Genomic DNA, 26,465 nt, shown 5'->3' on the forward strand with positions numbered 1-26,465 from the left:
GGGCGGACCGCTCGATAGCAAGGTGCTGGAGGATCCGTGGACCTGTCCCTGTCGACCCGTACCGTCGGCGATCGCACGATCGTCTCGGTGGGTGGCGAGATCGATGTGTACACCGCGCCCAAGTTGCGTGAGCAACTGGTCGAGCTGGTGAACGACGGCAGCTACCACTTGGTCGTGGACATGGAGGGCGTCGACTTCCTCGACTCCACCGGCCTGGGTGTGCTCGTCGGTGGACTCAAGCGGGTGCGTGCCCACGAGGGCTCGCTGCGTTTGGTCTGCAACCAGGAGCGCATTCTCAAGATCTTCCGTATCACCGGCCTGACCAAGGTGTTCCCCATCCACACCTCGGTGGACGAGGCCGTGGCGGCCACCGACTGAGAATCGCGTCCGAGCAAGCCCGTACCGGGCGGCCACAGGGGTGCCGGGTCCCGACGCGTGTCGGCCCGGTGCCCCTGGACGATTTCGGACGGCGCCCGCACAGCGCCGTCGGGTGACCGCACGCACTACCGAGGGGGATCGCATGGCCACCGTCGAACTGCGTTTCAGCGCGCTGCCGGAGCACGTGAGAACGGCCCGTCTGGTGGCGGCCGCCGTCGCGCGGCGTGCCGGCGTCGACGAGGCCGTACTCGACGAGGTACGGCTCGCGGTCGGCGAGGCGTGCAGCAGAGCCGTCGGGCTCCACAACAGCCACGGCCTCGACACACCCGTTCGGGTGGCGCTGACCGAGGACGAGAAATCCTTTCGCGTCGAGGTCGGCGACGACGTTCCGCACCTGGCGCCCGGCCCGGCCCACGGCTCCCCGACGGAGGGGATCGACCTCGGTGAGGGCGAGGAGGCCGACATGGGGCTCGCGGTGATCAGCGGCCTGGTGGACGACGTCGAGGTGGCGTCGGACGGACACGGCGGTCTCATCAGGATGAGCTGGCCGACCGCCCCGGACTCCCTCGCCTAGGCCGGCGCCCACGCGGTTCCGCGCTCTTCGTCGCACGGCCCCCGCCTCCGTACCCCACGGAGGCGGGGGCCGTTCCCGTCCGGGCCCTCCGCCCGCCCGCCCGTCCTTCGGCCCGTACGGTGCCCCCGGGCATTTCGAGATCGTTTTTCCGGGGGTCGGTCGGTCGATCTCATCGGCCGTTCGAGGGAATTGTTTTCGGCGACCGCTATTCGATCTTTCCGGGTGTTGACCCATAACGAATACCGCACCCTGTCGCGAACCGAACCACCTCCCTACAATCCGTCCACATCTTTGCAGCAGGACGCCTGAGCGTGCTTGCGCGCGCCCATGTGCCAAACGTCAAGGAGGACGAATGGCGGGGCACCACCACACTCGAATCCCCTCACCGGACCGGTTGCGGTTGGCCGAGGCCGTACTCACCGACGGCAACCGCGGTCTGGTGCTGGTCGTGGCACTCGTCGCCGCGGCGGCCCTGGCCGTCGCCGTGGTGCTGGTACGGCAGGTGCTCGCGGCCGGTGAGGGCACCGATTCCATGAAGAAGATCGCGGCAGCCGTACAGGAAGGCGCGAACGCCTATCTCGCCCGGCAGTTGCGTACCCTCGCCGTATTCGCCGTCGTGGTCTTCTTCCTGTTGATGTTGCTGCCGGCGGACGGTGCGGGTCAACGAATCGGCCGATCCGTTTTCTTCCTGGTGGGGGCCGGATTCTCGGCGGCCACCGGTTATATCGGCATGTGGCTCGCGGTGCGCAGCAACGTGCGGGTCGCGGCAGCCGCCCGGGAGGCGACCCCCAAGGCGGGGGAGCCCGCGAAGGATCCGGCCGATGTCTCCCACCGGGCAATGAAGATCGCTTTCCGGACGGGCGGCGTCGTCGGGATGTTCACGGTCGGCCTCGGCCTGCTGGGGGCCGCCGTCGTGGTGCTCGTCTACGCGGCCGACGCCCCCAAGGTGCTGGAGGGCTTCGGGCTGGGCGCCGCGCTGATCGCGATGTTCATGAGGGTCGGCGGCGGCATCTTCACCAAGGCGGCCGACGTGGGCGCCGACCTCGTCGGCAAGGTGGAGCAGGGCATCCCCGAGGACGACCCGCGCAACGCGGCCACCATCGCCGACAACGTCGGCGACAACGTCGGCGACTGCGCCGGCATGGCCGCCGACCTCTTCGAGTCCTACGCCGTCACCCTGGTGGCCGCGCTCATCCTGGGCACGGCCGCCTTCGGCAACGCCGGGCTGGCCTTCCCGCTGCTCGTCCCGGCGATCGGCGTGGTCACCGCCGTGGTGGGGATCTTCGCGGTCGCCCCGCGCCGCGCCGACCGCAGCGGCATGACGGCCGTCAACCGGGGCTTCTTCGTCTCCGCGGTGATCTCGCTGGTCCTCGTCGCCGTCGTGGCGTTCGTCCACCTGCCGTCGAGCTACGACGAACTCGGCGGCGTCACCGACGCCGCCATCGCCGGACACGACGGCGACCCACGCGTCCTGGCCCTGGTCGCGGTCGCCATCGGCATCGTCCTCGCGGCGCTGATCCAACAGCTCACCGGCTACTTCACCGAGACCGACCGCAGGCCCGTGCGCGACATCGGCAGGACGTCACTGACCGGACCCGCCACCGTGATCCTCTCCGGTGTCTCCGTGGGGCTGGAGTCCGCCGTCTACACGGCCCTGCTGATCGCGCTCGGCGTCTACGGGGCCTTCCTGCTGGGCGGCGCGTCCGTCCTGCTGGCGCTCTTCGCCGTGGCGCTGGCCGGCACGGGCCTGCTCACCACCGTCGGCGTCATCGTGGCCATGGACACCTTCGGCCCGGTCTCCGACAACGCCCAGGGCATCGCGGAGATGTCCGGGGACGTGGAGGGCGCGGGTGCCCAGGTGCTCACCGACCTCGACGCCGTGGGCAACACCACCAAGGCCATCACCAAGGGCATCGCCATCGCCACCGCGGTGTTGGCCGCCGCCGCCCTCTTCGGCGCCTACCGCGACGCGATCGCGACCGCCGTGGCGGACGTGGGTGCCGGAGCCGGGGAGTTGGGCCTGAGCCTGGACATCTCACAGCCGAACAACCTGGTCGGCCTGATCATCGGCGCCTCCGTCGTCTTCCTCTTCTCCGGGCTGGCGATCAACGCGGTCTCCCGGTCGGCGGGCTCGGTGGTCCTCGAGGTGCGGCGCCAGTTCCGCGAGCGGCCCGGGATCATGGACTACACGGAGAAACCCGAGTACGGCCGCGTCGTGGACATCTGCACCAAGGACGCGCTGCGCGAGCTGGCCACGCCCGGTCTGCTGGCCGTCATGGCGCCCATCGCCGTCGGATTCGCCCTGGGGGTCGGCGCGCTCGGCTCCTTCCTGGCCGGCGCCATCGGCGCGGGCACGTTGATGGCGGTCTTCCTGGCCAACTCCGGCGGCGCCTGGGACAACGCCAAGAAGCTCGTCGAGGACGGTCACCACGGTGGCAAGGGCAGCGAGGCCCATGCCGCGACCGTCATCGGCGACACCGTCGGCGACCCGTTCAAGGACACCGCGGGCCCGGCGATCAACCCGCTGCTGAAGGTGATGAACCTGGTGGCGTTGTTGATCGCGCCCGCGGTGGTGCAGCTCGGTTACGGCGACGACGCCAGTGTCGGGACTCGGTTGGCCATCGCGGCCCTCGCGCTCGCCATCGTCGTCGGGGCGGTGTACGTGTCCAAGCGGCGCGGCATCGTGGTCGGTGACGGAAGCGACGAGGGCGACGGTACGGCGGGCCGCACCTCCGCGCCCGGGACACCGGGGCCGGACGGCTCCTCGGAGCCGGGGGCACCGGTGAAGACCCCGTAGTGCCACGGCCCCGCGACCGGGCGGCGGACGGGCGGACGGACCGGGTGGGAAGCGTTCGATCCGAACACCCCACCCACCTGCAAAACCGCCCATAGTGCCCCCTGGCTCGCGGTCGGTGAACCCCTGGCGTGTATGTTCCGGGCCGAACACCCACGAAGGGATCGGTCCGGAGTGAACAAGAAGCTTGCGGCGGTGCTGTCCGGCGGTGCGGTTCTCGTGCTCGCTCTGAGCGGGTGCGGTGACGACGGCAACGAGGAGGCCGAGAAGTGGGCCGGGCAGTACTGCGACTCGCTGCGGAAGCAGAACGCGCGCATAGCCGGCGCCAACCAGAAGCTCGATCGGATCACCGAGGGCGACAGCTCCCCGGAGGAGGTCAAGAAGACCGACACCGAGGCGTTCGGTGAACTCTCCGCTGCCTTCGAGGCGCTGTCGGACGGCGTGCGGAAGGCGGGTGTCCCACCGGTCGACAAGGGCGCCGAGCTCCGGAAGGACGCCATGGCGAAGCTCGACGCCGTGTCGGACGAGTACGCCGATCTCAAGGAACGTGCCGAGAAGCTCGACACCGAGGACCAGGGGAAGTTCGCCGACGGCCTCCAGGACATCACCGACGAGATGGAGAAGCTGCCCGCTCAGGTCAACGCCGCCAAGGACGCGTTGAGCGCGTTCGGCGAGGAGGACGCCCTGCGGGACGCGATATCCGCGCAGGAGGGTTGCCGGAAGCAGGCGGAGTCGCCCGCCGCCTCGCCCGCTGCCTCGGCCGCGTAGGTCCGTGCCGCCGGGGTGGCCGGGGCGCGCCCGGAGGGGCGGTGGGGTGCCGTGCGCCGTTCGGCCCCGCGCGACAATGGGGAGGTGAGTACGGACCCCCTCCCCACCCCCGGCCCCGCCCTTCCCCGACTGCGCGACGCCCTCCTCGCCGCCGACTTCACCCCCGACGGATTGCTCGACCTGCTCGGCGCGCCCGCGTACGCGGCCCTCGCGCGCAACGAGACCGTCCCCGCGTTGCGTGCCACACGCGGCGACGGGCCGCTCGGGACGCTGGTGCGGCTGTTCCTGCTCCAGCAGCCGGTGCCGTACGAACGGGCCCGTGCCGCGCTGCCCGTCGACGGCGCGCTCGCCGACGGCTGGCTGCGGCCCGCGACCGGTCCGGACGTCGACGCCGTGCGGGCGACGGTGGACGTCCGGCCCTACGGCGGTCCCGAGGGGCAGAACTGGTGGATCGTCTCCGACCTCGGTTGCGCGGTGGGGGGCGCCGGTGGCATCCGCACCGCCGGCGACACCGGTGAGGCCGCCGAGCCGAGCGGTGGCGCGGACCCGGCCACCGGCGCGGCCGACCGTTCGCAGCTCGTCCTCGGAGTCGGCGGCGCCTCGACGACGCTGGCGGGCATCACGGTGCGGACCCCGGTGGCCCGCGCCCTGGACCTGGGCAGCGGCTCGGGCATCCAGGCGCTGCACGCCGCCCGGCACGCCACCCGCGTCACCGCCACCGACCTCAACCCCCGCGCCCTGCGCTTCACCCGTCTCACCCTCGCGCTGTCCGGGGCGCCCAAGGCCGAGCTGCGTCAGGGCTCGCTCTTCGAGCCGGTCGAGGGCGAGGAGCCCTATGACCTGATCGTCTCCAACCCGCCCTTCGTCATCTCCCCCCGGCCCGCCGACGGGGCCCGTCTCACCTACCGGGATGGCGGAATGGGCGGTGACGATCTGTGCCGAGCCCTCGTGCGGGGCTCGGTCGACCACCTCGCCGACGGCGGCTACTGCCAGTTGCTGGCCAACTGGCAACACGTCGAGGGCCAGGACTGGCGCGAGCGGTTGGCCTCCTGGGTGCCGTCCGGTTGTGACGCGTGGATCGTGCAGCGCGAGGTGCAGGACGTGGCCCAGTACGCCGAGCTGTGGCTGCGCGACGGAGGTGACCACCTGGGCGACCCGGAGGTGTACGCCGCGCGGTACGACGCCTGGTTGGAGGAGTTCGAGGCGCGTGGCACCACGGCCGTCGGTTTCGGCTGGATCACCCTGCGCAAGTCGGGTTCCGACCGGCCGTCGGTCGTCGTCGAGGAGTGGCCGCACCCCGTGGAGCAGCCGCTCGGCGAGGCGGTGCGCGAGCATTTCGAGCGTCGGGACTTCCTGCGCGCCACGGACGACGCGGCCCTGCTCGCCACCCGGTTCGTCCTGGCCGACGAGGTGGTCCAGGAGCAGATCGGCAAGCCGGGCGCGGACGACCCCGAGTACGTGGTGTTGCGGCAGAACCGCGGCATGCGGCGGGCGACGACGGTGGACACGGTCGGGGCGGGGTTCGCCGGTGTGTGTGACGGTTCGCTCCCGGCGGGGCGGATCCTGGACGCGATCGCGCAGTTGCTCGGTGAGGATCCGGTGGAGTTGCGCGACCGCACTCCGGAGTCGATCCGGCTGCTGGTCGAGCAGGGGTTCCTGCTGCCCGTGGTGGACGGGCGGGGCGCGTAGGCGCGTTCCGCCACCCCGCCACCCCGGCACCCCGGCACCCCGGCACCCCGAACGTCTCGCGGGTGTGCGGGGCGCGGGACATGGGGCGGGGATGCCGTGCTGTTGTTCGAGGGCGTTCACTCGGCGTTCGCCCGGTTGCCTCCCACGGGTGCCACCGTGCCGGCGTGGAAAGTGGACCCGCCGTCTTCGCCGGGGCGGCCTTCACCCTGTTCGGCGCCGGACTGCTGCTGTGGACGTCGATGCGCGTGCGGCTGCGCGCGCCCGTGGCCGACGGGGTGAGCCCGCTCGCCGCCACCGTGCTCGCCTCGCTCTTCGGTACGGCTTTCCTGGCCGCCGGGGTCTGGACGTTCGCCCGTCTGTAGGACCGTTCCCCGTCGGCACGCACAGCGTGCCGACGCGGGAGCGGGAGCAGGAGCGCGGTGGCGCGCGATGTCCGCGCGTTCCGTGGGGGCCGGTCCGGTTCGGCCACCAAAACGGCGGAGGGACGGACGGGAATCAGCCGACGGCGTTCCGTACGACCGCCCACACCACCGCGGTCCCCAGGATCGCCGTGGTGCCCCATTTCCCCGGTGAGGGACGGTAGCGGCGTCCGCGCAGCCCCTCGACGAGCCAGCGGCCGCCGAAGTACGCCGCGACCGGGAGGCCCAGCACCAGGAACAGGGCGTTGTCGTGGAAGGCGGCCGTGAGATCGCCGTGCAGCAGGTCGTACGCCATGCGTGTCCCGCCGCACGCCGGACAGAGCAGTCCGGTCACCAGGTTGAACGGGCAGCGCGGCAGCCACTGCCCCGGCTGGTGCGGATTCGTTCCCCACAGGTAGGCGGCCGCGGCGGCCGCGGCCGCGAGCGTGCCCAGCGGCGGCGCCGCGGGGTGGGCACGGGCGGTGCGTACGGCGCGGCGGGCCCGTGCGAGGGCTCCGGACGGGCCGGGAGCCTCGGACGGACCGGCCGGCCGACCGGACGCGTCCGGCGCGCCGGGCCGCCGGTCCGCCGGTCCGGGCCGACCTGTCGGTGTTCCGGACACGGCGCGCTCAGCTCCGCAGCACGCGGCCCTGGGCGTCCGTGGCGCCGTCCTGTGTCAGCAGGATGATCCCGTCGATCAGCGACCAGATGCCGCAGCCCCCGCAGGTGAACAGCTGGCCGAGGGCCAGACCGGTGTGGCCGGTGTAGAAGCGTCCGATGCCGAGGTAGCCCAGGAAGAGGGAGAGCACGCCCGCGACGACCTTGGACTTGTCGGAGTACGGTCGACCGTAGGGGTCGTAGCCGTACGGGGCGTTCGGGTCCCCGGTGTAGGAGCCCGGAGCGGCCGGCGGCGGGGCCTGGTGGGGATAGCCGTACGCGGGCTGGCCCGGCTGGCCCGGTTGGGCGTAGGGGTTTTTCTCCGGCTGCTGCGGCTGGCCGTACGGGTTCTGCTGGTACGGGTCGGACATGGAAGGTTCCCCCGTGGTGGTTGTGCGGGATGGACAGGTGGCCACATCTTGCCAGTCGGCACCGGGCGGCAGGAATGGTGGTTGTCGGGTTACCGTTCGAGTGGCGTTGTGGACTTTTACCGTTTGACACGGGGGCGGGAGGTACCGTCACACTCCGCAGCGAGAGCGCGATCGCGGCAGCCGTACGACCGCCGCACGACCGCACGGCCGTACGGTGGCCGCACGACCGGGCGGCGCGACCGTGCGACCGCACACCAGAGCCGACCCGACAGACCGGAACCACCAACCGGAGAAGAGCGAGAAGAAGTTGTCCCCGACCAGCGAGACCGCACACGGCGGGCGCCGACTCGTGATCGTCGAGTCGCCGGCCAAGGCCAAGACGATCAAGGGCTACCTCGGTCCTGGCTACGTGGTCGAGGCCAGCGTCGGGCACATCCGCGACCTGCCGAACGGCGCCGCCGAGGTTCCCGCCAAGTACAAGGGAGAGTCCTGGGCCCGGCTCGGCGTCGACGTCGACCACGACTTCGAGCCGCTGTACGTCGTCAACAGCGACAAGAAGGACCAGGTCAAGAAGCTCAAGCAGCTCCTGGCGGAGTCGGACGAGCTGTTCCTCGCCACCGATGAGGACCGTGAGGGGGAGGCCATCGCCTGGCACCTCCAGGAGGTGCTCAAGCCCAAGGTCCCGGTCCGCCGGATGGTCTTCAACGAGATCACCAAGGACGCCATCCGGGCCGCGGTCTCCAACACCCGCGAGCTCAACCAGCGCCTGGTCGACGCCCAGGAGACCCGCCGCATCCTCGACCGGCTCTACGGCTACGAGGTCTCCCCGGTGCTGTGGAAGAAGGTCATGCCCAGGCTCTCGGCGGGCCGCGTGCAGTCCGTCGCCACCCGTCTGGTCGTCGAGCGCGAGCGCGAGCGCATCGCGTTCCGCTCCGCCGAGTACTGGGACCTGACCGGCACCTTCACCGCCGGTGACCCGGCCGCGCCCACCGCCGGTGACCCGGCCGCGCCCACCGCCGGTGACCCGGCGGGTTTCACGGCTCGGCTGACCACCGTGGACGGCCGCCGCGTCGCGCAGGGCCGTGACTTCGGCCCCGACGGGCGGCTGAAGGGCGAGTCGAACGTCCTGCACCTGGACGAGTCCGCCGCCCGCGCGCTGGCCGGCGCCCTGGAGGGCGCCGACTTCACCGTCCGCTCGGTGGAGTCCAAGCCCTACCGTCGCTCGCCCTACGCGCCCTTCCGCACCACCACACTCCAGCAGGAGGCGAGCCGCAAGCTCGGCTTCGGCGCGAAGGTGACCATGCAGGTGGCCCAGAAGCTGTACGAGAACGGCTTCATCACCTACATGCGGACGGACTCCACCACCCTGTCCGACACCGCCGTCGCCGCCGCCCGGGCCCAGGTCACCCAGCTCTACGGGGCCGACTACCTGCCCGACCGCCCCCGCACCTACGCGAGCAAGGTCAAGAACGCCCAGGAGGCGCACGAGGCGATCCGCCCCTCCGGCGACCGCTTCCGCACCCCCGCCGAGACGGGGCTGACCGGCGACCAGTTCAAGTTGTACGAGCTGATCTGGAAGCGGACGGTGGCCTCTCAGATGAAGGACGCCACCGGCCGGTCCGTCACCGTGAAGGTCGGCGGGCGGTGTGCCGCCGATGGCGGGCAGTGGGCCGGCCGGGACGCGGAGTTCAGCGCCTCCGGCAAGATCATCACCTTCCACGGCTTCCTGAAGGCCTACGTCGAGTCCACCGACGACCCCGGTGCCGACCTCGACGACCGCGAGCGCCGCCTGCCGCAGGTCACCGAGGGCGACCCGCTGACCGCCACCGAGATGTCGGTGGACGGCCACGCGACCAAGCCCCCGGCCCGTTACACCGAGGCCACGCTGGTCAAGGAGCTGGAGGAGCGCGAGATCGGGCGCCCCTCGACGTACGCGTCGATCATCAGCACCATCCTCGACCGCGGCTACGTCTTCAAGAAGGGAACGGCACTCGTCCCCTCCTTCCTCTCCTTCGCCGTCGTCGGCCTGCTGGAGAAGCACTTCGGCCGGCTGGTCGACTACGACTTCACCGCGAAGATGGAGGACGACCTCGACCGCATCGCGGCGGGCGAGGCCGACGCGGTGCCGTGGCTGCGCCGCTTCTACTTCGGCACCGACGAGCCGGGCGCCGGCACCGCCGCCGCGGCCGACGCGGGCAACGGCGACGGGGATCACCTGGGCGGTCTGAAGGAGCTGGTCTCCGACCTCGGCGCGATCGACGCCCGTGGGGTCTCCTCCTTCCCCGTCGGCGAGGGCATCGTGCTGCGGGTGGGCCGCTACGGCCCCTACGTCGAGGAGCAGCCCAAGACCGAGGGCGAGACCGGCCGGCGTGCCGACGTGCCCGCCGACCTGCCGCCGGACGAGCTGACGGTGGAGTACGCCAGGGAGCTGCTGGATCGACCCAGCGGCGAGGTCGCGCTGGGCACCGACCCGGACACGGGCCGCGCCATCGTCGCCAAGGCGGGCCGCTACGGACCGTACGTCACCGAGGTGCTGCCCGAGGGCACCCCGAAGACGGGGAAGAACGCGGTCAAGCCGCGCACGGCCTCCCTGTTCAAGTCGATGTCCCTGGACACCATCACCCTCGACGACGCGCTGAAGCTGCTCTCCCTGCCGCGCGTGGTGGGCACCGACCCCGAGTCCGGCGAGGAGATCACCGCCCAGAACGGCCGCTACGGCCCGTATCTGAAGAGGGGCACCGACTCGCGGTCGTTGCAGAGCGAGGAGCAGCTCCTCACGATCACCCTCGAAGAGGCGTTGGCGATCTACGCCCAGCCCAAGCAGCGTGGCCGGGCCGCCGCCAAGCCGCCGTTGAAGGAGTTGGGCACCGACCCGACCAGCGAGCGCCCGGTGGTCGTCAAGGACGGCCGCTTCGGCCCGTACGTCACCGACGGCGAGACCAATGCCACGCTGCGCCGTGACGACGACGTAGAGACGATCACGCCGGAGCGCGCGTACGAGCTGCTGGCCGAGAAGCGCGCCAAGGGACCGGCGAAGAAGACGGCCAAGAAGGCGGCCAAGAAGACCGCGACGAAGAAGACCGCCACGAAGAAGACGGCCACGAAGAAGACGGCCACGAAGAAGACGGCCACGAAGAAGACCGCCGCGAAGAAGACGGCCACCGGGAAGAAGACGGCCGCGAGGACGACGAGCGGTCCCTCCGACTCCGAGTGAGGGGCGGGGCGGGGCGTCGCGCCGCACCGGCCGTCCGTCCCGCCCCGTTGCTGCCACGCACCGTCCGGAGCGCGTCCGTCCGTTTGTTCGGCCGCTCCGTCGATCCGGCGCCGCCGCCCGCTAGGCTGGCGGAATGACGCGTGCAGACCAGCCACCGGTCGTGAACCCCACCTCCGAAGCCCTGGCCGCGGACTCCCGCGAGCGCGCCGTACGGGCCCTGCTGAGGCATGCCCCCCTGCGGCGGCTGTGGAGCGCGCGGCTCGCCGCCGGCACCGGTGACGTCCTCGCCCTGCTCGTCCTGGTCCTGCTCGTGCTCCAGGCGGCTGTCATGGTGCCCGCCGGTGGGGGCGAGTCGATCCTCGGTGGCGGCTACCGGGGAGTGGCCCTCGCCGTCGCCGCCGTCCTGGCGGTCCGGATGCTGGCCACCGTGCTGTTCGGCGCCGTCCTGCTGGGCCCGCTCTCCTCGCTGACCGCCGACTCCTCCGGCGCCCTCGACCGCCGCTGGACCATGATCGGCGCGGACGGCCTGCGGCTGGCGCTCATGATCGTCGCGCCGCTGTGGATCGAGTGGACCCCCGACCAGGCGTTCGCGTTCCTCCTGGCCACCGCCTTCCTCATCGGGGTCGCCGAGCGCTTCGGAACCGTGGCCAAGGACAGTGCCGCCCCCACACTGCTGCCCGCGCCACCGCCCGAGGGCGCCGCCGTACGCCCCCTGCCGGACCACCACGACGCACTGCGCCGCCTGTGGCTGCGGACGGGATTCGCCGCCGTTCCGCTGGCCGCCGCCGCCCTGGTCGTGGTGACCCTGCTGAGCAATCTGCTGGGCGCGGGCGTCGAGTGGTTCACCACCCACCAGGCGGCGCTGTCGTCGTACGCGGCGGCCGGTCTGTTCGCCGCGTCGATCACCCAGCTGTACTTCCTGCACCTGCCCGGCGGCGACACCCCGCGCCCCCGCTCCCCGCTGGAGGGGCTGCGCCGCCCCCGGCTCGGTCGGCCCGAGCGGGCCGACGGCACGGACGGGACGGCCCCCCGGGGGGAGAAGGGCGCCAAGGGCACCCGCAGGCCGGTGGACAAGGGCCGCACCGGCGCGGTCCCGCTGCTCGTCCTCGCCTGTGCCTGCGTCTCCGCCGCGATCGCCGCGGCCGTGGCCCTCGCCTCCCTGCACGCCGCGGACCTGGGGGGCGGGCCGGTCCTCTTCGGACTGTTCGTCCTGGCGTTGACCGGTGGCACGGCGGCCGGTATCCGCAGGGCCCCGCGCACGGTGCCCGCCCTCTCCCGGCGGCGGCTGCTCGCCCTGTCCGTCGCGCTGACCGGTCTGGCGCTGCTGGCGGCCGGGCTGGCCCCCGACACCACCACCGTGCTGCTGCTCCTCCTCCTCGCCGGCCTGGCGTCCGGGGTCGCCGCGCACGCGGGGCACACCCTCCTGGACGAGGAGACCGAGGAGTCCCGTCGCGCCCGGATGACCGATCACCTCCACGCGGTGGTGCGCCTCGGCATCGGGCTGGCCGCCGTCCTCGCGCCCGTGCCGGCCGCCCTCGTCGGTCCGCACCGCGTCGAGAGCGGCGACTTCGTCTTCGCCCACGGTGGTGCGGCCTTCACCCTGATGCTGGTGGGCGCGCTGCTGTTGCCGGTGGCCGCCCTGGTCCTGGTCCGCCTCGACGACCGGCAGGGTGTGCCGCTGCGGCGCGACCTGCGCGAGGCGTTCGGCGGCGGAGCCGAACCACGCCAGGCCCCGGCGCCGAACGGTTTCTTCATCGCCCTGGAGGGTGGTGACGGCGCGGGCAAGTCCACCCAGGTCGAGGCGTTGGCCGAGTGGATCCGCGCCAAGGGCCACGAGGTCGTGGTCACCCGCGAACCGGGCGCCACCCCGATCGGCAAACGGCTGCGCTCGATCCTGCTGGACGTCTCCTCGGCCGGCCTGTCGCACCGTGCCGAGGCCCTGCTCTACGCGGCCGACCGCGCCGAGCACGTCGACTCGGTGGTGCGCCCCGCCCTGGAGCGCGGCGCCGTCGTCATCTCCGACCGCTACATCGACTCCTCCGTGGCCTACCAGGGCGCCGGCCGCGACCTGTCGCCCACCGAGGTCGCCCGCATCTCCCGCTGGGCCACCGACGGACTGGTGCCCCATCTGACGGTGCTGCTGGACATCTCGCCCGAGACCGCCCGCGAGCGCTTCACCGAGGCGCCCGACCGGTTGGAGTCGGAGTCCGCCGAGTTCCACCGACGGGTCCGCGCCGGCTTCCTCGCCCTGGCCGCCTCCGACCCGACGCGCTACCTGGTGGTCGACGCCGGTCAGGAGCCCGAGGCCGTCACCACCGTGGTACGGCACCGGCTCGACCGGATGCTGCCGCTGTCCGAAGCCGAGATCGCCGCCCGCGAGGAGGCGCGTCGGAAGGCCGAGGAGGAGGCCCGGCGGCGTGCGGAGGAGGAGGCCGCGCGCAAGGCGGAGGAGGAGCGCCTGGAGCGCGAGCGGCAGGAGCGGCTCGCCCGGTTGCGCGCCGAAGAGGAGGAGCGCAGGCGCCGCGAGGAGGAAGAGGCCCGCCGCCGCGAGGAACTGCGCCAGGCCGAGGAGGCCAAGCGTCGCGCCGAGGAGGCCCGCCGACTGGCGGAGGAGGAGCGCGAGCGCCGGGAGGCCGAGGAGCGGGTCCGCCGCGAGGAGGAGGCGCGCAGGCGTCGCCTCGCCGAGGAGGAGGCCAGGCTGCGGGCCGAGGCCGAGGAGCGCCGTCGCGAGAAGCAGCGGAAGGCGGAGGAGGCGCTGCTCCGCGCGGAGGAGGCCCGCAAGGCCGCCGAAGCGGAGGCCGCCCGCGACGAGGAGCGGAGGATCTCGCTGCGCAAGGACCCGGAAGGACCGGGGAAGTCCGACGTCCCGGGCGCCCCGACTGCCCCGGAGGGCGCCGCCGGCCCCGCGGGGGAGCGGGGACGTGGGCACTCGCTGCGGAAGGAGCCCCAGGAGCGTGCCGGGGCGGTGCCCGCCGACGAGGAGGAGACCAGGGTCCTGCCGCAGGTCTCGCCGGACGCGGAGGACACGGTCACCCTGCCGCAGGCCGGACGGTCCGCCCCGCCGTCCGAGGTCTCCGCCGAGGACGAGACCACCGTCCTGCCGCAGGTCCGGCCCGGCGAGCCCGCCCCCGGACGCGGCGGGGCCGGCGTGGAACCGGCCGACCGGGTGCCGTCGTGGGTGTTCCGACCGGAGGAGTCCCGGACGGCCGCCCCGCCGGCCGGCGAGGAGCGCACGCGCGAGTTGCCGCAGGTGGACGAGCGGGGCCGGCCCCGGCGCCGGCCGGAGTGGGCCGAGGAGACCCCCCTGGACGACCTGCCCACCCTCGCGGACGAACTGCTCGGTCCCCACCAGGACCTCACCGGCCGGGCCGAGGGGTTCGACGAGGACGACGACGGCCGCCGCGGGGGCCGCGGCCCCCGCGGCTGACCCCCGGCCGTCCCGACCGGCCGCCCCGGCCCGCTCCGTCCGGGACTGTCGGTGGCATGCGGAACAATGGAGCCGCCGGACGACGAGCGGGAGGAGGGCACCGAGGGCCATGGCCGTATGGGACGACCTGATCGGTCAGGACAGGGTCACGGAGCAGCTCACCGCCGCCGCGCGCGACGCCGACGCCCACGTCGCCGCCGCGGTGTCCGGCGGGGAGCCGGAGCCGGCCGGCTCGTCGATGACCCATGCCTGGCTGTTCACCGGCCCGCCCGGTTCCGGCCTGGCGACGGCCGCCCGCGCCTTCGCCGCCGCCCTCCAGTGCGTCAGCCCGGACCGGGCGCTGGGCGGCGCTCCCGGCTGCGGCTTCTGCGACGGCTGCCACACGGCCCTGGTCGGCACCCACGCCGACGTCGAGGTGGTGCGCGCGGCCGGGCTCAGCACGGGCGTCGACGAGACCCGCGACCTGGTGCGCCGCGCCCAGCTCTCCCCGTCCGGAGGCCGTTGGCAGGTGGTCGTCCACGAGACCGCCGACCGGCTCACCGAGCAGGCCGCCAACGCCCTGCTGAAAGCCGTCGAGGAGCCCGCTCCCCGTACGGTGTGGCTGCTGTGCGCGCCCTCGGCCGACGACGTCCTGCCGACGATCCGCTCCCGCTGCCGCCACCTGGTACTGCGCACGCCGCCGGTGGACGCCGTCGCCGACGCCCTGATCCGGCGCGACGGCATCGAGCCGGAGCTCGCCGTGGCGGCCGCCCGCGCCACCCAGGGCCACGTCGAACGGGCCCGTCGGCTGGCCACCGACGAGCGGGCCCGCGCCCGCCGCGCCGCCGTCCTCGCCCTCCCCACCCGCATCGCGGACGTCGGAGACGCTCTCAAAGCCGCCCAGCAACTCGTGGAGGCGGCCGGTGAGGACGCCAAGGAGGCCGTCGAGGAGGTGGACACCCGGGAGACGGAGGAGATGCGCGCCGCCCTGGGCGCCGCCGAGGGCGGCCGACTGCCGCGCGGTACGGCCGGGGTGATGAAGGACCTGGAGAAGCGGCAGAAGAGTCGCGCCACCCGTGCCCAGCGCGACTCCCTGGACCTCGCCCTGACCGACCTCACCTCCTTCTACCGCGACGTGCTGGCCCGACAGCTCGGCTCCTCCGTACCGATCGCGAACGAGGACGTGCGCGACGCCGTCGAGCGGATCGCCGCCGCCACCCGTCCGGAGCAGACGCTGCGCCGGATGGAGGCCGTACTGGAGTGCCGTGGCGCCATCGAGCGCAACGTGGCGCCGCTGCTGGCCGTGGAGGCGATGACGCTCGCCCTGCGGGCCGGTTGACCCGGCCCGCGTGCGGCCCGCCCGCCGCCCTTCGGCCGGCCCGCCACCACGGTGGCGCGCCGGTACGGCACGGTGGCGGCTCCGTCGCACCGGGCCGCGCCCCGTATACGCTCCGGAGGCATGGACACCAGGCGTCTGCTCCGTACCGGTGGCATCGCGTTCGCGGCCGCCGCGCTCCTCCTGTCGGGCTGCTCCGATTCGGGCGGCCCCGACCGGGAGAACCGGCCGGACGCCTCCTCGTCGGCGCCTCTCTCCGACAACCGCGTGACCGGCGCCGCCAGGGCACTGGAACCGCTGCCCCGCGAGATCCCGGCGGGACTCAGGCCGTACTACGAGCAGAAGCCGGACTGGAAGGAGTGCGGCGTCGCCGGCTTCCAGTGCGCGGAACTGCGCGTACCGCTGGACTACGACAAGCCGGAGGGGACCGAGGAGCTGAAGCTCGCCGTCACCCGGAAGAAGGCCACCGGGCCGGGCAGGCGTCTGGGCACCCTGCACGTCAATCCCGGTGGACCCGGCGGCTCCGCCGTCGACTACGTTCAGAACGCGGCGGGCGTCGGCTACCCGGCCCCCGTGCGTGCCCGGTACGACATCGTGGGCATGGATCCGCGCGGCGTGGCCGGCAGTGAACCCATCGAGTGCCTGACGGACGACGAGATGGACTCCTACGTCCAGACCGACGTCACCCCCGACGACCGGGGCGAGGTCGAGGAACTGGTGGGCGCCTTCGAGGAGTTCGCCAAGGGCTGCGAGAAGCGCGAGGGCGGTCTGCTCGGCCACGTCTCCACCATCGAGGCGGCCCGTGACCTGGACATCCTGCGCGAGGTCCTCGGCGACGACAAGCTCACCTACGTCGGGGCCTCCTACGGCACCTTCCTCGGCGCCACCTACGCCGGACTCTTCCCGCACCGCGTCGGCCGTCTCGTCCTGGACGGCGCCATGGATCCCTCGCTCGGCTCCCGACAGCTCAACCTCGACCAGACCGCGGGCTTCCAGACCGCGTTCCGGGCCTTCCTGGAGGACTGCGTCCGTCGCGACGACTGCCCGCTGGGCAGCGGCAGCACGGAGGAGGCCGCGGGGAGACTGGACGACCTCCTCAAGGAGCTGGACGCCAGGCCGATCGGCACCGGCACCTCCCGGAAGCTGACCGAGTCGTTGGCCACGACCGGCGTGCTCAACGCCATGTACACCGAGTACTACTGGCCGAGGCTGCGCTCGGCGCTCACCGCCGCCCGGGACGGCGACGGCGCGGAGCTGCTGACGATGGCCGACGAGTACTACGACCGTGCGGCGGACGGTTCGTACGGCAACATCATGTACGCCAACCCCGCCGTGAACTGCCTCGACCTCCCGGCCCCCTTCAAGGGGCCGGACGAGGCGGAGAAGGCCGTGGCCGACTTCCGCCGAGCCTCCTCGGTCTTCGGCCGCAACTTCGCCTGGACGGCACTGAACTGCACCTACTGGCAGCACCCGCCCACCGGGGAGCCCCGCCGCATCGAGGCGAAGGGAGCCGCCCCCATCCTGGTGATCGGCACCACCCGGGACCCGGCCACCCCCTACAAGTGGGCGGAGGGCCTGGCGGAGCAGCTCTCCTCGGGCACCCTGCTGACGTACGACGGCGACGGTCACACCGCGTACGTGCGCGGCAGCGACTGCGTCGACTCGGCGGTCAACGACTACCTGCTCCGGGGCAAGGTGCCCGAGGACGGGACGCGGTGCTCGTGACCCGCGCCGCAACCCGGTACGGGGCACCCCCGGACACTGTGTAGACTTGGGCGCGCTGCGGTTCCCCCGCACGCACTGCCGCCTTAGCTCAGTCGGCCAGAGCGACGCACTCGTAATGCGTAGGTCAAGGGTTCGATTCCCTTAGGCGGCTCCGCATCTGACCTGCGGTTTCCCTTCGGGGAGACCGCAGGTCTTTTCGCGTCGCCAGCAATCTCGCCAGCGATTGCACCCCTGCGGCCCTCCATAACCCTCTGCGCCCCGACGCGACCCGACCGGCGAGGCGAGTGCCGCCACTCGATGCAAGCAAGTGGCGTCACCTACTTGCAAAGCCCTCTGCGTCCTCCTAAAGTCGTCGCCACCCACAAGCACCCAACCGCCGCCGCCCTGGCCGCTCGGGTCCGACTCGCCCTTCCCTTTGCAGTGGTCGGCCCGATCGCCGACAGCGTCCTCACCGCGGTGCTGATCCTCACCCCCCCCCCGCGTGGATGGCCCTCGCCGCACCCGCTCCCACCTCTGACGACGGAGGAACCGACTATGACCGACCAGACCAGCCCGTGCAGCTTCCAGACCGGACCCGGCGAGCCCTGCGACCGCCACGAGCGGGAACGACACCCGGCCCGACCCGCCCCGGCCGACGAGGACCACCGCCAGCGGTTCAGGGCCGCCCTGCGACTCGACCTCCTCCCCACCCTCACCGCCGAGGCCCGCCACTACCTCACCGAACTCCACCAGATCGACTACGACCTGACCCACCGCCGCCACCGAATCGGCACCTGGGAGAACCTCCACAACCTCCTCGGCTGGCGCGAGACAGTCCTCCGCGGCCTCGACCACACCGCCGCCGAACTCGCCGACGCCCTCGACGCCATCGCCGAGTCCGACGCCCGCACCGACCGCCTCACCGCCGCCGCCACCCGCATCGGCAACCCCGCCCTCGCCGCAGTCGCCTACTGCCTGTACGGGCCCGACATCACCGACCACCTCACCGCCACCCCCCTGGCCCCGACCGCCACCGACCGCGCACTGGCCGACGAGATCCGCCCCCACCTCCCCGCCGGCGCCACCACCACCGGCCGCGAGCCGTGGGTCCGCTACGCGTCCGACGAGGCGGCGATCCACGAGCCGCGACCGGTGTGCGGCATCGCGTCCTGAACCATCCACCCCGCCCCAAAGGCATGGCGGAGGCCCCGCCCAGCCGGGCGAGGGCCTTTGTCACGTCTGCGGCTACTCGCCGTCGGCCGGCGGCCCGTAGCCCGCCTGCTCCAGCTCGTGCATCAGGTCGCCGACGTCCGAGCCGAGGCCGTTGTTGGCGTCTTCGACCCGCTTCCACACGATTCCGAGGATCGCGCGGGCGTCGTTTCCGTTCAGGGGCTGCGACCCCATCTGTCCTTCGATCATGTCTACTCCCTGGTCTGAGGCGAGGTCGTGCGCCGGCCAGGCCGCTCGGATTCGCCGCGAACCACACGGCCACCTCATCCGCGCCCCACCGGCCGGGCCATTGATACCGCCATTGATACGCCGCAACACCGAGGAGTCCCAATGACCACCGCGACCACATCCCCGCGCCGTATCCAGCACCGCCGCACCACCGGCTGGGCTGTGACCTGGACCGGGCACGCCGACCAGCACAAGCCCCTCGGACTCAGTGACCACATCCCCGCCGACGACCAGCGCGACGCCCACGCCTGCGCCGTGGAGTTGTACGAGCTGTGGCTCCGGCATCATCCGGCGCTTCTCGACCGGGCCTTCCGACTTTGGATTCATCACCCCTTGCGCACCCTAATTTAGGGTGCAGAGTAGGTGTTGTGAGGCAGGGGAACAGCCCCAGCCCACTCCGTAAGACACTCGGAGAGCCACATGAACACCGCCCTCGCCGCCGCCCAGGCCAACGTCAGCATCGACACCATCCGCACCTGGTGCCGCCGCGGTGTCGTCGCCGCCACCAAGCGCGCCGGCCGCTGGATCATCGACACCGCCTCCCTCGCCCACCGCATCGCCATCGGCAAGATGAAGCGCCCCGCCCCCAAGGTCGTCTACTCGATCGAGACGATGACCGCGATCGGCGGCCGACGCTGGCAGAAGAACGGCCACGACCGCGTCTACCTCAACGGCTTCGAGACCGTCCCGGGCCTGGAACTGGACCACTACAAGAGCGGCAACATCAGCTCCGCCACCCTCGACGGCGAGAAGGTCTCCAACGCCGAGGGCGGCCGGCTCGCCACTGCGGTCGACAAGGTCTACTTCGACGCCGCCGACGGCAAGGTCTACATCAAGTGGGGCTGGGGCAACCCCCGCAGCCTCGACCGCGACGAGATCGCCGCCCGCGTCTTCGCTGCCGTCCGCGCCGCCGTCGCCGCTCTCTGAGACCACCCACCCACAGCCTCCCCGAAAGGGAACCGCCATGAGCGTTCGCATCATTGAGTGCACCGACCCGACCGAGCTGTACCGGCACTACGACGGCCAGTCCGAGCCGCAGGACGCCTACATCGAACTCGACACCCAGAGCGAGACGCTGTCCGCCACCTACAACGCCGAGATCGGCAACGCGATCCCGTTCAGCGTCCACTACGGTCTGGACCGCCGCTACCGCATCCCGATCCTGACCGCCGCCGCCGCCAACCGGGTCATGCGCGAGATCGCCCCGCTCGCCGACCGGATCATCGCCGGCACCGAGACCGAGTGGGACGGCAGCAACACCGTCGCCCGGCTCGACGACGACGCCCTGGCCGCCGAGGAGGAGATCGAGAAGCACCTGGGCCTGCCCACGCAGGACGGCGGCTGGGGCGACGAGCCCAACCAGGGCTTCCCCGAGCGGGACCTGGTCGCCGTGTGGGACATCGACGGAGCCGTGAACGGCGAGGAGGTCACCGAGTACGGCATCACCGCGGACACCCCCGACGCCCGGCTGGAGGAGATCGCGCAGGAGATCCTGTCGGACCTCGCCGCCTGCAACGGCAGCACGGTCGCCGTCTGCCACGGCCTGGACGACTACCTCAAGGGCCTGCGGGACGAGCTGGCGGAGGAGGACCCGCTGACACCAGCCGAGCTACGGACCGCCCGCGAGTACCTGGGCCTGACCGGCGACGCGATGGCGAAGAAACTCGGCGTCAACCCGCGCACGCTGCGCTCCTGGGAGCAGGGCCGCGACCCGATCCCCGGACGCATCCGCCCCGAGATCGCCGAACTGAAGACCGCCACGGACGCCGCCGTCGCCAGGCTGGTCGCCAGCCTGGAGGGCACGGACGACGACACGCTGATCACCTACCGCAACGACGACGAGTACCAGGCCGGAGTGCGCGGCACTTCCTGGTCGGAGGGCTGGCACGGCTGGTCGGCGGGCTGGCACCGGCAGGTCTGCGCCCGCGTCGCCGCCCAGACCGGAGCCCGCATCGACTACGCGGACCTCAAGGACGACACCCACGAGGACAACGCCTGACCAGATCCGCCCCACGGCTTCCGCCCCCGGCCGCTACGGTCGGGGCGGAAGCCGCCCCAGGCCCACACGGGAGGCCACGACGTGACCAGCTACAGCGGGCTGACAGCCCGGGACGTACCCGAAGCCCGCCAAGACCTCATCGACTGGTCCACCGGCCCCGGCGAGCGCGTCTTCGCCCAGCGCGGCCGGCCGGAGCTCAGCGGCGCCCTCGCGGCGTCCGCCACACATGCCGAGCTGTTCTACATCACCGCCGACATGGCCAGCCTCGCCCGCACCATCGGCCAAGGGCTGGACGTGTACGCCCTCGCCGCCGATGACCTGCCCGCCCCGCACGGCCTGCTGGTATGGGACGGCCCGGCGAGCAGCGAACACGCTGGCGCGGCACCGACCGCAGTGGCGTGGATGTCGAACGGTGGTCGGCTGTTCGTGTCGCTGCTGGTTCCGGCTGCCGCTTACCGGAACTGGTGCGCGTCCCACTCGCTGGAAGCGGCCCGGTCGGCACCATCAGTCACCGCAGGCAGGCTGGTGTACCGCGGGCACGGGCCGAGGCTTCTGCTGGACGGACCGGACACGCCATGGGAACGACTGGGCTGCGGACCGGACGAAGAGACCATCCGCACGCTGCTGGCTACGTTCATCCTCATTCGGCAGCCGGTGGAGGCCCGCCGATCGCTGCATGAGGTGGAGGATGTGTTGCCGTCGCGGGCGTCGCAGAAGCGGATCCGCCGGGCCGGCGGTGACCCGACACAGGCGGTGCGGTATGTGACGCTGCGGCAGTCACTGCGGCCCGAGGGGGGCGGGCACGATGCGGGGGAGCACGCGCGGCGGATCTACCGGCACCGCTGGTTCGTGAAGGCGCACCGGGCCCGTCAGTATTACCCGTCGCGGGGCGAGCATCAGACGATCTGGCGGGGGCCGTACCTGGTGGTGCCGGCCGGATGCGAGGACGCCCCGATCCTGGGCGGGGAGCGGGTGAACGTGCTGCGCCGCTGATCAGGTAGGAACGTTCCTAGGTGGTCCCCTCCCCACCATGTGCGAAGGCCCTCGCCGGTGACCGCTGGCGAGGGCCCTCACACGTCCGGAGCGACGTCAGCCGAACAGCGCCCTCCCCATCCGCGCCGCAGCCTCCTCCGCCAACTTCGACCCAACGTGGGTGTACCGCTGGGTCACCCGCATCTGCGAGTGCCCGAGGATCTCCATCACCACGCGAGGACTGATCCCCGCCTCGATCAGCAGCGTCCCCGCGGTGTGCCGGCCGTCGTGGACCCGCTTCGACGGCACCCCCGCCGCCTCCAGGATCTCCACCCACTCGTCGTAGTCCGCGCGCGGGTCGACCGGCCGCCCGTTCGGCTGCGCGAAAACGAGGTCGTGCTCCTGCCACAACTCCCCGGCCGTCTCCCGCTCGACGGCCTGCGCCTCACGCTGGGCCCGCAACAGCGGGATCAACGGCGGCGGGATCGGCGCGACACGCTTGTTGCGGCCCTTCGGCTCACGGAAGACCAGCCCCCCGCCCGTCCTCTGCGGGCACGACTTCGCGTGGCCGGTGCAACCGGGCGGGCAGGGCTTCGGGCATTCGCCACGCTGGTGCAGTGCGTGGGTTCGGCCCTTCCCTGGGCAGGGCTTGCGGTGCAGACGCTCGCCGCACTTGTGCGGGTCGTCGCAGCCGTGACGCCAGGTGAGCCGCTGAAGCTGCCACCATACACGGATCGTGCCCTCGTCGAGGTCGATGTACTTCCAGCGCAGCCCGAGCGCCTCGCCCTGCCGCAGCCCCATCGCCAGCGCGACCGACCAGCGGGCGCCGTTACGGCGCCGGTCGGCCTCGGCGAGGACGGCGCGGGCCTGCTCCTGCGTCAGGGGCTCGATCTCCGTCTCGGCCGCGGACGGCGCGTCCACCAGCGTCGCCACGTTCCGGGCGACGATCCCCCGCTGGTGGGCGACCTTCAACGCACGCGAGATGATTCGGTGGACCTTCAGGACCGTCGATGCGGCCAGCGGCCGATTCAGCAGCTCCAGGTAGAGCGCATCCAGATGCTCCGGGGCGAGCCGGTCGATACGGTGCTGCCCGACACCCGGCACGAGGTACAGGGTCGTTTTGGACCGGTAGTCGTCCAGCGTCCGCGGCGCCATCGTGCCGTCCTGGACCTTCCGGGCGCACACGGTGTCAAGCCAGGTCTCCAGCCACTGGGCGACCGTCGGCGGCTTGCCCGGCTTCGGTACGGACCCCTGCGCGCGGAGCTTCTCCAACTCCTTGACCTTGCGCTGCACCTCGGCCCGCGTCTTGCCCTTACGCTGACGCCGGTCCGGGCGACCGTCGGGACGAGTCCCGACGGTCACCCAGCCGTGCCAGCAGCCCTCGCGCTCGCTGTAGTAGATCGAGGACTCGCCGTTGCCGCGTCGTCCGCTCATCCGGCCCTTCCCGATCGGGCCGGCGGCAGGATGCCACGCTCACGCGCCTTGAGTACCCAGCGGTGCACGGTCCGCACCGGAACGTTCGCCTGTTCCGCGATATCCCTTGCGGGAGCGTTGCCGATGCTGGCGTAATACTTGTAGGCGTCACCCACCTTCCGTAGGAAGGCGTCCGTCAACCTGCCCTCGGGAGGACGCAAGGACGCGGCGTCCGGCTCCGCCAGGACGGGAGGACTGCTGGGAGTGTCGGGGACCTCGGAACGAATGCGGTCGATCAAGTCGTCGACCGGGCTGCCCTCCTCGAAATACTCGTCCAACTGCTCCACGGTGAGCGACGTCGTCTCCTCCGTGGGACGGAACGCCTCACGCATCTCGGCTACCGCCTGCGCCTGCGGGGCCGGGAGATTCGTAGCGGTCAGCGGCGCCAGCGCCCGCTCGACCTTCGACAGGGGAACGCGACGCCAGACGCGCCCACTCAGGCCCTCGCCGTCCTCGTCCTTGACGATGATGGTCTGTAGTGTCAACCTCTCCTCGCCCGGCGGGCCCGAGAGCCTGTACCGCAGGTAGACGGTCGCGCGTTCACCGTCGGGCTGCTGCAGACGCAGCCAACCGCCGGGCCTCGTATCCACTCGCCAGTTATCAATGTCGGGGGTCATGGCTTGAAGCATGGCAGCCCGCAGCGACCGTGGGCAACCGGTCACGCCATCTCGCGCACCCGGAGTCACCTACTCGGATGACCGAAACGAGCCCGCCTGCGAGCAACCGCCCCCACCTACTTGCGCGACCCTGGACGGCCCCCTAGAATCCAACGAGCAAGCGGTACCGAGTACCCGCTCCCGATTGCTCGGAGGATAACCATGCAGAACGTCACCAAGCGCCGCGCCTACAAGATCTCCGAAGTCGCGGAACAACTCAGCGTCAGCCTGACCAAGGCCAAGGAGCTCACCGCCGAAGGCGGCCCCATCAAGTCCTTCACCATCGGCCGCTCCCGACGCGTCTCCGCCGCCGCCCTCGACGCCTACATCGCCGCCCGCGAAGCGGCGGAACTGGCCAACGCGAGCTGACCCGAAACGCAACCGGCCCCACACCGGTGACGCCACACCAGTGAGGGGCCGGACCGAATCCTCGCACGGAAGCCAAGGAGTTCTCTCGTGACCACCACTGTACCCCCGACCGCCACACCGCACCCCGCCACACCACAGCGCTCCGACACCGAGCAGCAGATCGACGCCGCCGACGCGCTGAAGAAACTCCTCGCCGACACCGTCGGACTCCCGCGCATCACCTGGATCATCGACTCCACCGGCTGGCGCCTGTACGGCTACATCCACGACCGCGACGCCGCCGCCTTCAACGCCTACGCCGACCGGCTCGGCGGAACGATCCGCATCGGCCGCGCCTTCACCGAAGGCGACCACCTCGTCCGCGACCAGCGACTCGACACCACCTACCACAACGTCCCCGTCGAGATCGCCACCCTCGCCACCGTCACCGACGAGGAGGCCACCAAGGAGGCCGCCGCATGAGCACCCCCACCGCAACCGCGACACACACCACCCGCCCCCGCAAGGGATCCGCCAGCACCCGACGACACCACCACCGCCGCCTGCCCCACCGCCTCCGGCAACTACTCCCCGACGCACAAACGATCCTCACCACCCCCGTGTCCTGGTTCGGCGACAACGGCCGGCCCGCCGCACGCTACGTCCTCGTCGCCTACGACACATCAGGCAACCGCATCCCCCACACGCCCGGCACCATCGACCGCGTCGTCGACCTCCTACAGGGCGCCTTCCCCACCGCCGACTGGACCACCGCCCAAACCTGGCACGCCAACGGCAACCACCTCACCGCCTGGAACGGGGCCACCACCCAACGCCACCGACCCACCAGCGTCGAACAGCTCTCCGACCTCGCACGCCACGTCGCCCAGACCGCCCGACCCAACCGCAGCGACGAGTGGACACCCTCCCGCGTCCTACGCGCCGTCCCCGAGATCACCGCCACCGCCCCGAACAGCAGCGTGGCCCGCACCCGCGCCCGCCGGATCCTCCAGGAACTCAACCGGGCCGGACTGTTCATCAAACGCGACACCGACGGCCGCCGCTGCTACATCCCCTCGCCCCACCTGGACGGCGCCCGATGACCGACACCGTCGACCCCCAATCCCTCCTCACCAAAGAGCAGCTCGACTACCTGCTCCAGGGCATCCACCCCGGCCGCGTCAAGCGCGACGGCAAGGGCTTCTCCCACGTCGAGGCATGGGACATCCGCCGCACCCTCATCCGCGTCTTCGGATTCGGCGGCTACGACGTCCGGCTCACCGACCTGGAACTCGTCCACCAGCACGGCGAACAGCGCCGCAAGGAGTACGGCGACCCGTACACCGCCTGGACCGTCATCTACCGCGCCACCGTCCAACTCGCTGTCAGAGTCGGCGGCGTTGTCCTCGGCACGTGGGAAGGAAGCGCCGTCGGTGCCGGCGAGAACCAGCCCAACCTCGCCGACGCCCACGACCTCGCCATCAAGACCGCCGAATCGCAAGCCCTCAAACGGGCCGCGACCAACCTCGGCGACCAGTTCGGCCTCGGCCTCTACAACGGCGGCCAACTCAACCCCGTCGTCATCCGGTCCCTGCCCCACATCGCAACCGTCGAACAGCCCGACCTGCCGGCCGACGAAACCGTCCTGTCGGACCCGGAAGACGAGGCCGCCCAGCGCGCCGCCACCGAAACAGGCAACGACGCCCCCGCGGCAGACCGGCCCCCCATCGAACCCCACCCCCAGGCACAAGCCATCGCCGACGGCGCCGCCCGGCAAGCCAAGACCAAGGCCGACGTCAAAGGCACATGGTGGGGCCAGGGCGCGAAGGCGCGAGTCCTCAACTCGCCCATCACCGCCCCGGACACCGGGCAACCAGACGTCCTCGGCGGCTACCTGACACGCCTCGCCGCCACCCTCGACCAGCCGAAGATCCCCGCCCAGGCCGGCGCGCTCCCCGCCCCCCAGGCCGCCACCACGCCCCCGGCAGGACAGCGCCCCGCCCCCGAAGCCGTCGCCGCCCTCCCGCCCCCCGGCCAGCACGGCGACCCTGACCGAACCACCGCCCTCAAAGAACTCCGCGACCTCGCCGACACCATCGGCCTGAACAGCCTCGAACGGGACTTCCGCGACAACACCGGAACCACCCTCGGCCAAGCCACCGCCGACCAGATCCGCGGCTTCACCGCCCTCCTCACCGGCCACACCACCTGACCGACACCAGCCGGGGCCGCCGCCGCCCCCCACCGGGGCGGCCCCGCCCAGCCAGGAG

The 26,465-nt window shown here is 72.1% G+C and carries 24 protein-coding genes and 1 tRNA gene; 20 read left to right on the top strand and 5 right to left on the bottom strand.

The annotated features are described in order from the left end of the window. Positions 1 to 36 precede the first annotated feature (36 nt). From bldG to F0L17_RS14115, 6 genes are all read left to right on the top strand, one after another. On the top strand, positions 37 to 378 hold the full coding sequence (gene bldG, locus F0L17_RS14090; protein ID WP_093657489.1) for an anti-sigma factor antagonist BldG: 342 nt from the start codon (positions 37 to 39) through the stop codon (positions 376 to 378). 142 nt (positions 379 to 520) lie between these two features. After that, positions 521 to 952, top strand: a complete 432-nt coding sequence (locus F0L17_RS14095) for an ATP-binding protein (protein WP_155071336.1) — start codon at positions 521 to 523, stop codon at positions 950 to 952. Positions 953 to 1,304: 352 nt separating this feature from the next. Beyond that, positions 1,305 to 3,749 carry a sodium-translocating pyrophosphatase gene (locus F0L17_RS14100; RefSeq protein WP_155071337.1) on the top strand — a complete coding sequence of 815 codons (2,445 nt, stop codon included), beginning with the start codon at positions 1,305 to 1,307 and terminating at the stop codon, positions 3,747 to 3,749. Between the two features lie 171 nt (positions 3,750 to 3,920). Continuing rightward, positions 3,921 to 4,514 carry a small secreted protein gene (locus F0L17_RS14105; protein ID WP_155071338.1) on the top strand — a complete coding sequence of 198 codons (594 nt, stop codon included), beginning with the start codon at positions 3,921 to 3,923 and terminating at the stop codon, positions 4,512 to 4,514. 84 nt (positions 4,515 to 4,598) lie between these two features. Next, a complete protein-coding gene (locus F0L17_RS14110; RefSeq protein WP_162466194.1) occupies positions 4,599 to 6,203 on the top strand; it encodes a DUF7059 domain-containing protein in 1,605 nt (534 codons plus the stop codon). A 164-nt stretch (positions 6,204 to 6,367) separates the two neighbouring features. Beyond that, entirely contained in the window at positions 6,368 to 6,565 is a 198-nt protein-coding gene (locus tag F0L17_RS14115) for a hypothetical protein (RefSeq protein WP_155071339.1), read from the top strand. 133 nt (positions 6,566 to 6,698) lie between these two features. On the opposite strand, the gene F0L17_RS14120 is transcribed toward F0L17_RS14115, so the two are convergent. Then, positions 6,699 to 7,223 (bottom strand): DUF2752 domain-containing protein, encoded by a 525-nt coding sequence (locus F0L17_RS14120; protein ID WP_162466195.1) that lies wholly within the window; start codon positions 7,221 to 7,223, stop codon positions 6,699 to 6,701. A 7-nt stretch (positions 7,224 to 7,230) separates the two neighbouring features. Continuing rightward, positions 7,231 to 7,629, bottom strand: coding sequence for a TM2 domain-containing protein (locus F0L17_RS14125; RefSeq protein WP_155071340.1), 399 nt, complete (start codon positions 7,627 to 7,629; stop codon positions 7,231 to 7,233). Between the two features lie 307 nt (positions 7,630 to 7,936). Between F0L17_RS14125 and topA the strand changes: the two genes are divergently transcribed. From topA to F0L17_RS14155, 6 genes are all read left to right on the top strand, one after another. Further along, entirely contained in the window at positions 7,937 to 10,843 is a 2,907-nt protein-coding gene (gene topA, locus F0L17_RS14130; protein WP_155073638.1) for a type I DNA topoisomerase, read from the top strand. A gap of 133 nt (positions 10,844 to 10,976) precedes the next feature. After that, entirely contained in the window at positions 10,977 to 14,270 is a 3,294-nt protein-coding gene (gene tmk, locus F0L17_RS14135) for a dTMP kinase (RefSeq protein WP_155071341.1), read from the top strand. 109 nt (positions 14,271 to 14,379) lie between these two features. Beyond that, on the top strand, positions 14,380 to 15,588 hold the full coding sequence (locus tag F0L17_RS14140) for a DNA polymerase III subunit delta' (protein ID WP_155071342.1): 1,209 nt from the start codon (positions 14,380 to 14,382) through the stop codon (positions 15,586 to 15,588). Between the two features lie 120 nt (positions 15,589 to 15,708). Then, positions 15,709 to 17,310, top strand: coding sequence for an alpha/beta hydrolase (locus tag F0L17_RS14145; protein WP_155071343.1), 1,602 nt, complete (start codon positions 15,709 to 15,711; stop codon positions 17,308 to 17,310). Between the two features lie 77 nt (positions 17,311 to 17,387). Continuing rightward, a tRNA-Thr gene (locus F0L17_RS14150) sits at positions 17,388 to 17,461 on the top strand. A 383-nt stretch (positions 17,462 to 17,844) separates the two neighbouring features. After that, positions 17,845 to 18,462, top strand: coding sequence for a hypothetical protein (locus F0L17_RS14155; RefSeq protein WP_155071344.1), 618 nt, complete (start codon positions 17,845 to 17,847; stop codon positions 18,460 to 18,462). Positions 18,463 to 18,534: 72 nt separating this feature from the next. Here F0L17_RS14155 and F0L17_RS14160 read toward each other — a convergent pair whose 3' ends face one another. After that, positions 18,535 to 18,708: a hypothetical protein gene (locus F0L17_RS14160; RefSeq protein ID WP_155071345.1), complete on the bottom strand. Its 174-nt coding sequence runs from the start codon at positions 18,706 to 18,708 to the stop codon at positions 18,535 to 18,537. Positions 18,709 to 18,849: 141 nt separating this feature from the next. Here F0L17_RS14160 and F0L17_RS14165 point away from each other — a divergent pair, with 141 nt between their 5' ends. The 4 genes from F0L17_RS14165 (at position 18,850) to F0L17_RS14180 (ending at position 21,739) form a co-directional block, all read left to right on the top strand. Then, positions 18,850 to 19,098, top strand: a complete 249-nt coding sequence (locus F0L17_RS14165) for a hypothetical protein (protein WP_155071346.1) — start codon at positions 18,850 to 18,852, stop codon at positions 19,096 to 19,098. Positions 19,099 to 19,167: 69 nt separating this feature from the next. Further along, on the top strand, positions 19,168 to 19,674 hold the full coding sequence (locus F0L17_RS14170) for a MerR family transcriptional regulator (RefSeq protein WP_155071347.1): 507 nt from the start codon (positions 19,168 to 19,170) through the stop codon (positions 19,672 to 19,674). A 37-nt stretch (positions 19,675 to 19,711) separates the two neighbouring features. Beyond that, a complete protein-coding gene (locus F0L17_RS14175; protein WP_155071348.1) occupies positions 19,712 to 20,746 on the top strand; it encodes a helix-turn-helix domain-containing protein in 1,035 nt (344 codons plus the stop codon). A gap of 81 nt (positions 20,747 to 20,827) precedes the next feature. After that, on the top strand, positions 20,828 to 21,739 hold the full coding sequence (locus F0L17_RS14180) for a hypothetical protein (protein ID WP_155071349.1): 912 nt from the start codon (positions 20,828 to 20,830) through the stop codon (positions 21,737 to 21,739). 96 nt (positions 21,740 to 21,835) lie between these two features. Here the strand turns inward: F0L17_RS14180 and F0L17_RS14185 are convergent, their stop codons facing one another. Together F0L17_RS14185 and F0L17_RS14190 are read right to left on the bottom strand one after the other, a co-directional pair. Further along, complete coding sequence (locus tag F0L17_RS14185; RefSeq protein WP_155071350.1) at positions 21,836 to 23,152, bottom strand: tyrosine-type recombinase/integrase; 1,317 nt, start codon at positions 23,150 to 23,152, stop codon at positions 21,836 to 21,838. Beyond that, entirely contained in the window at positions 23,149 to 23,808 is a 660-nt protein-coding gene (locus F0L17_RS14190) for a hypothetical protein (RefSeq protein WP_155071351.1), read from the bottom strand. Before F0L17_RS14190 ends, F0L17_RS14185 begins: the two co-directional genes overlap by 4 nt. A gap of 201 nt (positions 23,809 to 24,009) precedes the next feature. Between F0L17_RS14190 and F0L17_RS14195 the strand changes: the two genes are divergently transcribed. From F0L17_RS14195 to F0L17_RS14210, 4 genes are all read left to right on the top strand, one after another. Continuing rightward, positions 24,010 to 24,216, top strand: coding sequence for a helix-turn-helix domain-containing protein (locus tag F0L17_RS14195; RefSeq protein WP_155071352.1), 207 nt, complete (start codon positions 24,010 to 24,012; stop codon positions 24,214 to 24,216). Between the two features lie 87 nt (positions 24,217 to 24,303). Beyond that, positions 24,304 to 24,678: a hypothetical protein gene (locus F0L17_RS14200; protein ID WP_155071353.1), complete on the top strand. Its 375-nt coding sequence runs from the start codon at positions 24,304 to 24,306 to the stop codon at positions 24,676 to 24,678. Continuing rightward, positions 24,675 to 25,298: a hypothetical protein gene (locus tag F0L17_RS14205; RefSeq protein ID WP_155071354.1), complete on the top strand. Its 624-nt coding sequence runs from the start codon at positions 24,675 to 24,677 to the stop codon at positions 25,296 to 25,298. Before F0L17_RS14200 ends, F0L17_RS14205 begins: the two co-directional genes overlap by 4 nt. Further along, entirely contained in the window at positions 25,295 to 26,407 is a 1,113-nt protein-coding gene (locus F0L17_RS14210; RefSeq protein WP_155071355.1) for a Rad52/Rad22 family DNA repair protein, read from the top strand. The genes F0L17_RS14205 and F0L17_RS14210 overlap by 4 nt, the downstream gene beginning before the upstream one ends. The last annotated feature ends 58 nt before the right edge of the window (positions 26,408 to 26,465 follow it).

The sequence above is a fragment of the Streptomyces taklimakanensis genome, assembly GCF_009709575.1.
In the GTDB taxonomy this organism is placed as follows: domain Bacteria; phylum Actinomycetota; class Actinomycetes; order Streptomycetales; family Streptomycetaceae; genus Streptomyces; species Streptomyces taklimakanensis.

Excerpts from the sequence above, each read along its gene's own strand:
- F0L17_RS14160 (WP_155071345.1), bottom strand. The coding sequence starts at position 18,708 with ATGATCGAAGGACAGATGGGGTCGCAGCCCCTGAACGGAAACGACGCC.
- F0L17_RS14140 (WP_155071342.1), top strand. The coding sequence starts at position 14,380 with ATGGCCGTATGGGACGACCTGATCGGTCAGGACAGGGTCACGGAGCAG.
- F0L17_RS14155 (WP_155071344.1), top strand. The coding sequence starts at position 17,845 with ATGACCGACCAGACCAGCCCGTGCAGCTTCCAGACCGGACCCGGCGAG.
- F0L17_RS14125 (WP_155071340.1), bottom strand. The coding sequence starts at position 7,629 with ATGTCCGACCCGTACCAGCAGAACCCGTACGGCCAGCCGCAGCAGCCG.
- F0L17_RS14100 (WP_155071337.1), top strand. The coding sequence starts at position 1,305 with ATGGCGGGGCACCACCACACTCGAATCCCCTCACCGGACCGGTTGCGG.
- F0L17_RS14170 (WP_155071347.1), top strand. The coding sequence starts at position 19,168 with ATGAACACCGCCCTCGCCGCCGCCCAGGCCAACGTCAGCATCGACACC.
- F0L17_RS14195 (WP_155071352.1), top strand. The coding sequence starts at position 24,010 with ATGCAGAACGTCACCAAGCGCCGCGCCTACAAGATCTCCGAAGTCGCG.
- F0L17_RS14145 (WP_155071343.1), top strand. The coding sequence starts at position 15,709 with ATGGACACCAGGCGTCTGCTCCGTACCGGTGGCATCGCGTTCGCGGCC.
- F0L17_RS14190 (WP_155071351.1), bottom strand. The coding sequence starts at position 23,808 with ATGACCCCCGACATTGATAACTGGCGAGTGGATACGAGGCCCGGCGGT.
- tmk (WP_155071341.1), top strand. The coding sequence starts at position 10,977 with ATGACGCGTGCAGACCAGCCACCGGTCGTGAACCCCACCTCCGAAGCC.
- F0L17_RS14175 (WP_155071348.1), top strand. The coding sequence starts at position 19,712 with ATGAGCGTTCGCATCATTGAGTGCACCGACCCGACCGAGCTGTACCGG.
- F0L17_RS14095 (WP_155071336.1), top strand. The coding sequence starts at position 521 with ATGGCCACCGTCGAACTGCGTTTCAGCGCGCTGCCGGAGCACGTGAGA.
- F0L17_RS14205 (WP_155071354.1), top strand. The coding sequence starts at position 24,675 with ATGAGCACCCCCACCGCAACCGCGACACACACCACCCGCCCCCGCAAG.
- F0L17_RS14185 (WP_155071350.1), bottom strand. The coding sequence starts at position 23,152 with ATGAGCGGACGACGCGGCAACGGCGAGTCCTCGATCTACTACAGCGAG.
- F0L17_RS14210 (WP_155071355.1), top strand. The coding sequence starts at position 25,295 with ATGACCGACACCGTCGACCCCCAATCCCTCCTCACCAAAGAGCAGCTC.
- F0L17_RS14165 (WP_155071346.1), top strand. The coding sequence starts at position 18,850 with ATGACCACCGCGACCACATCCCCGCGCCGTATCCAGCACCGCCGCACC.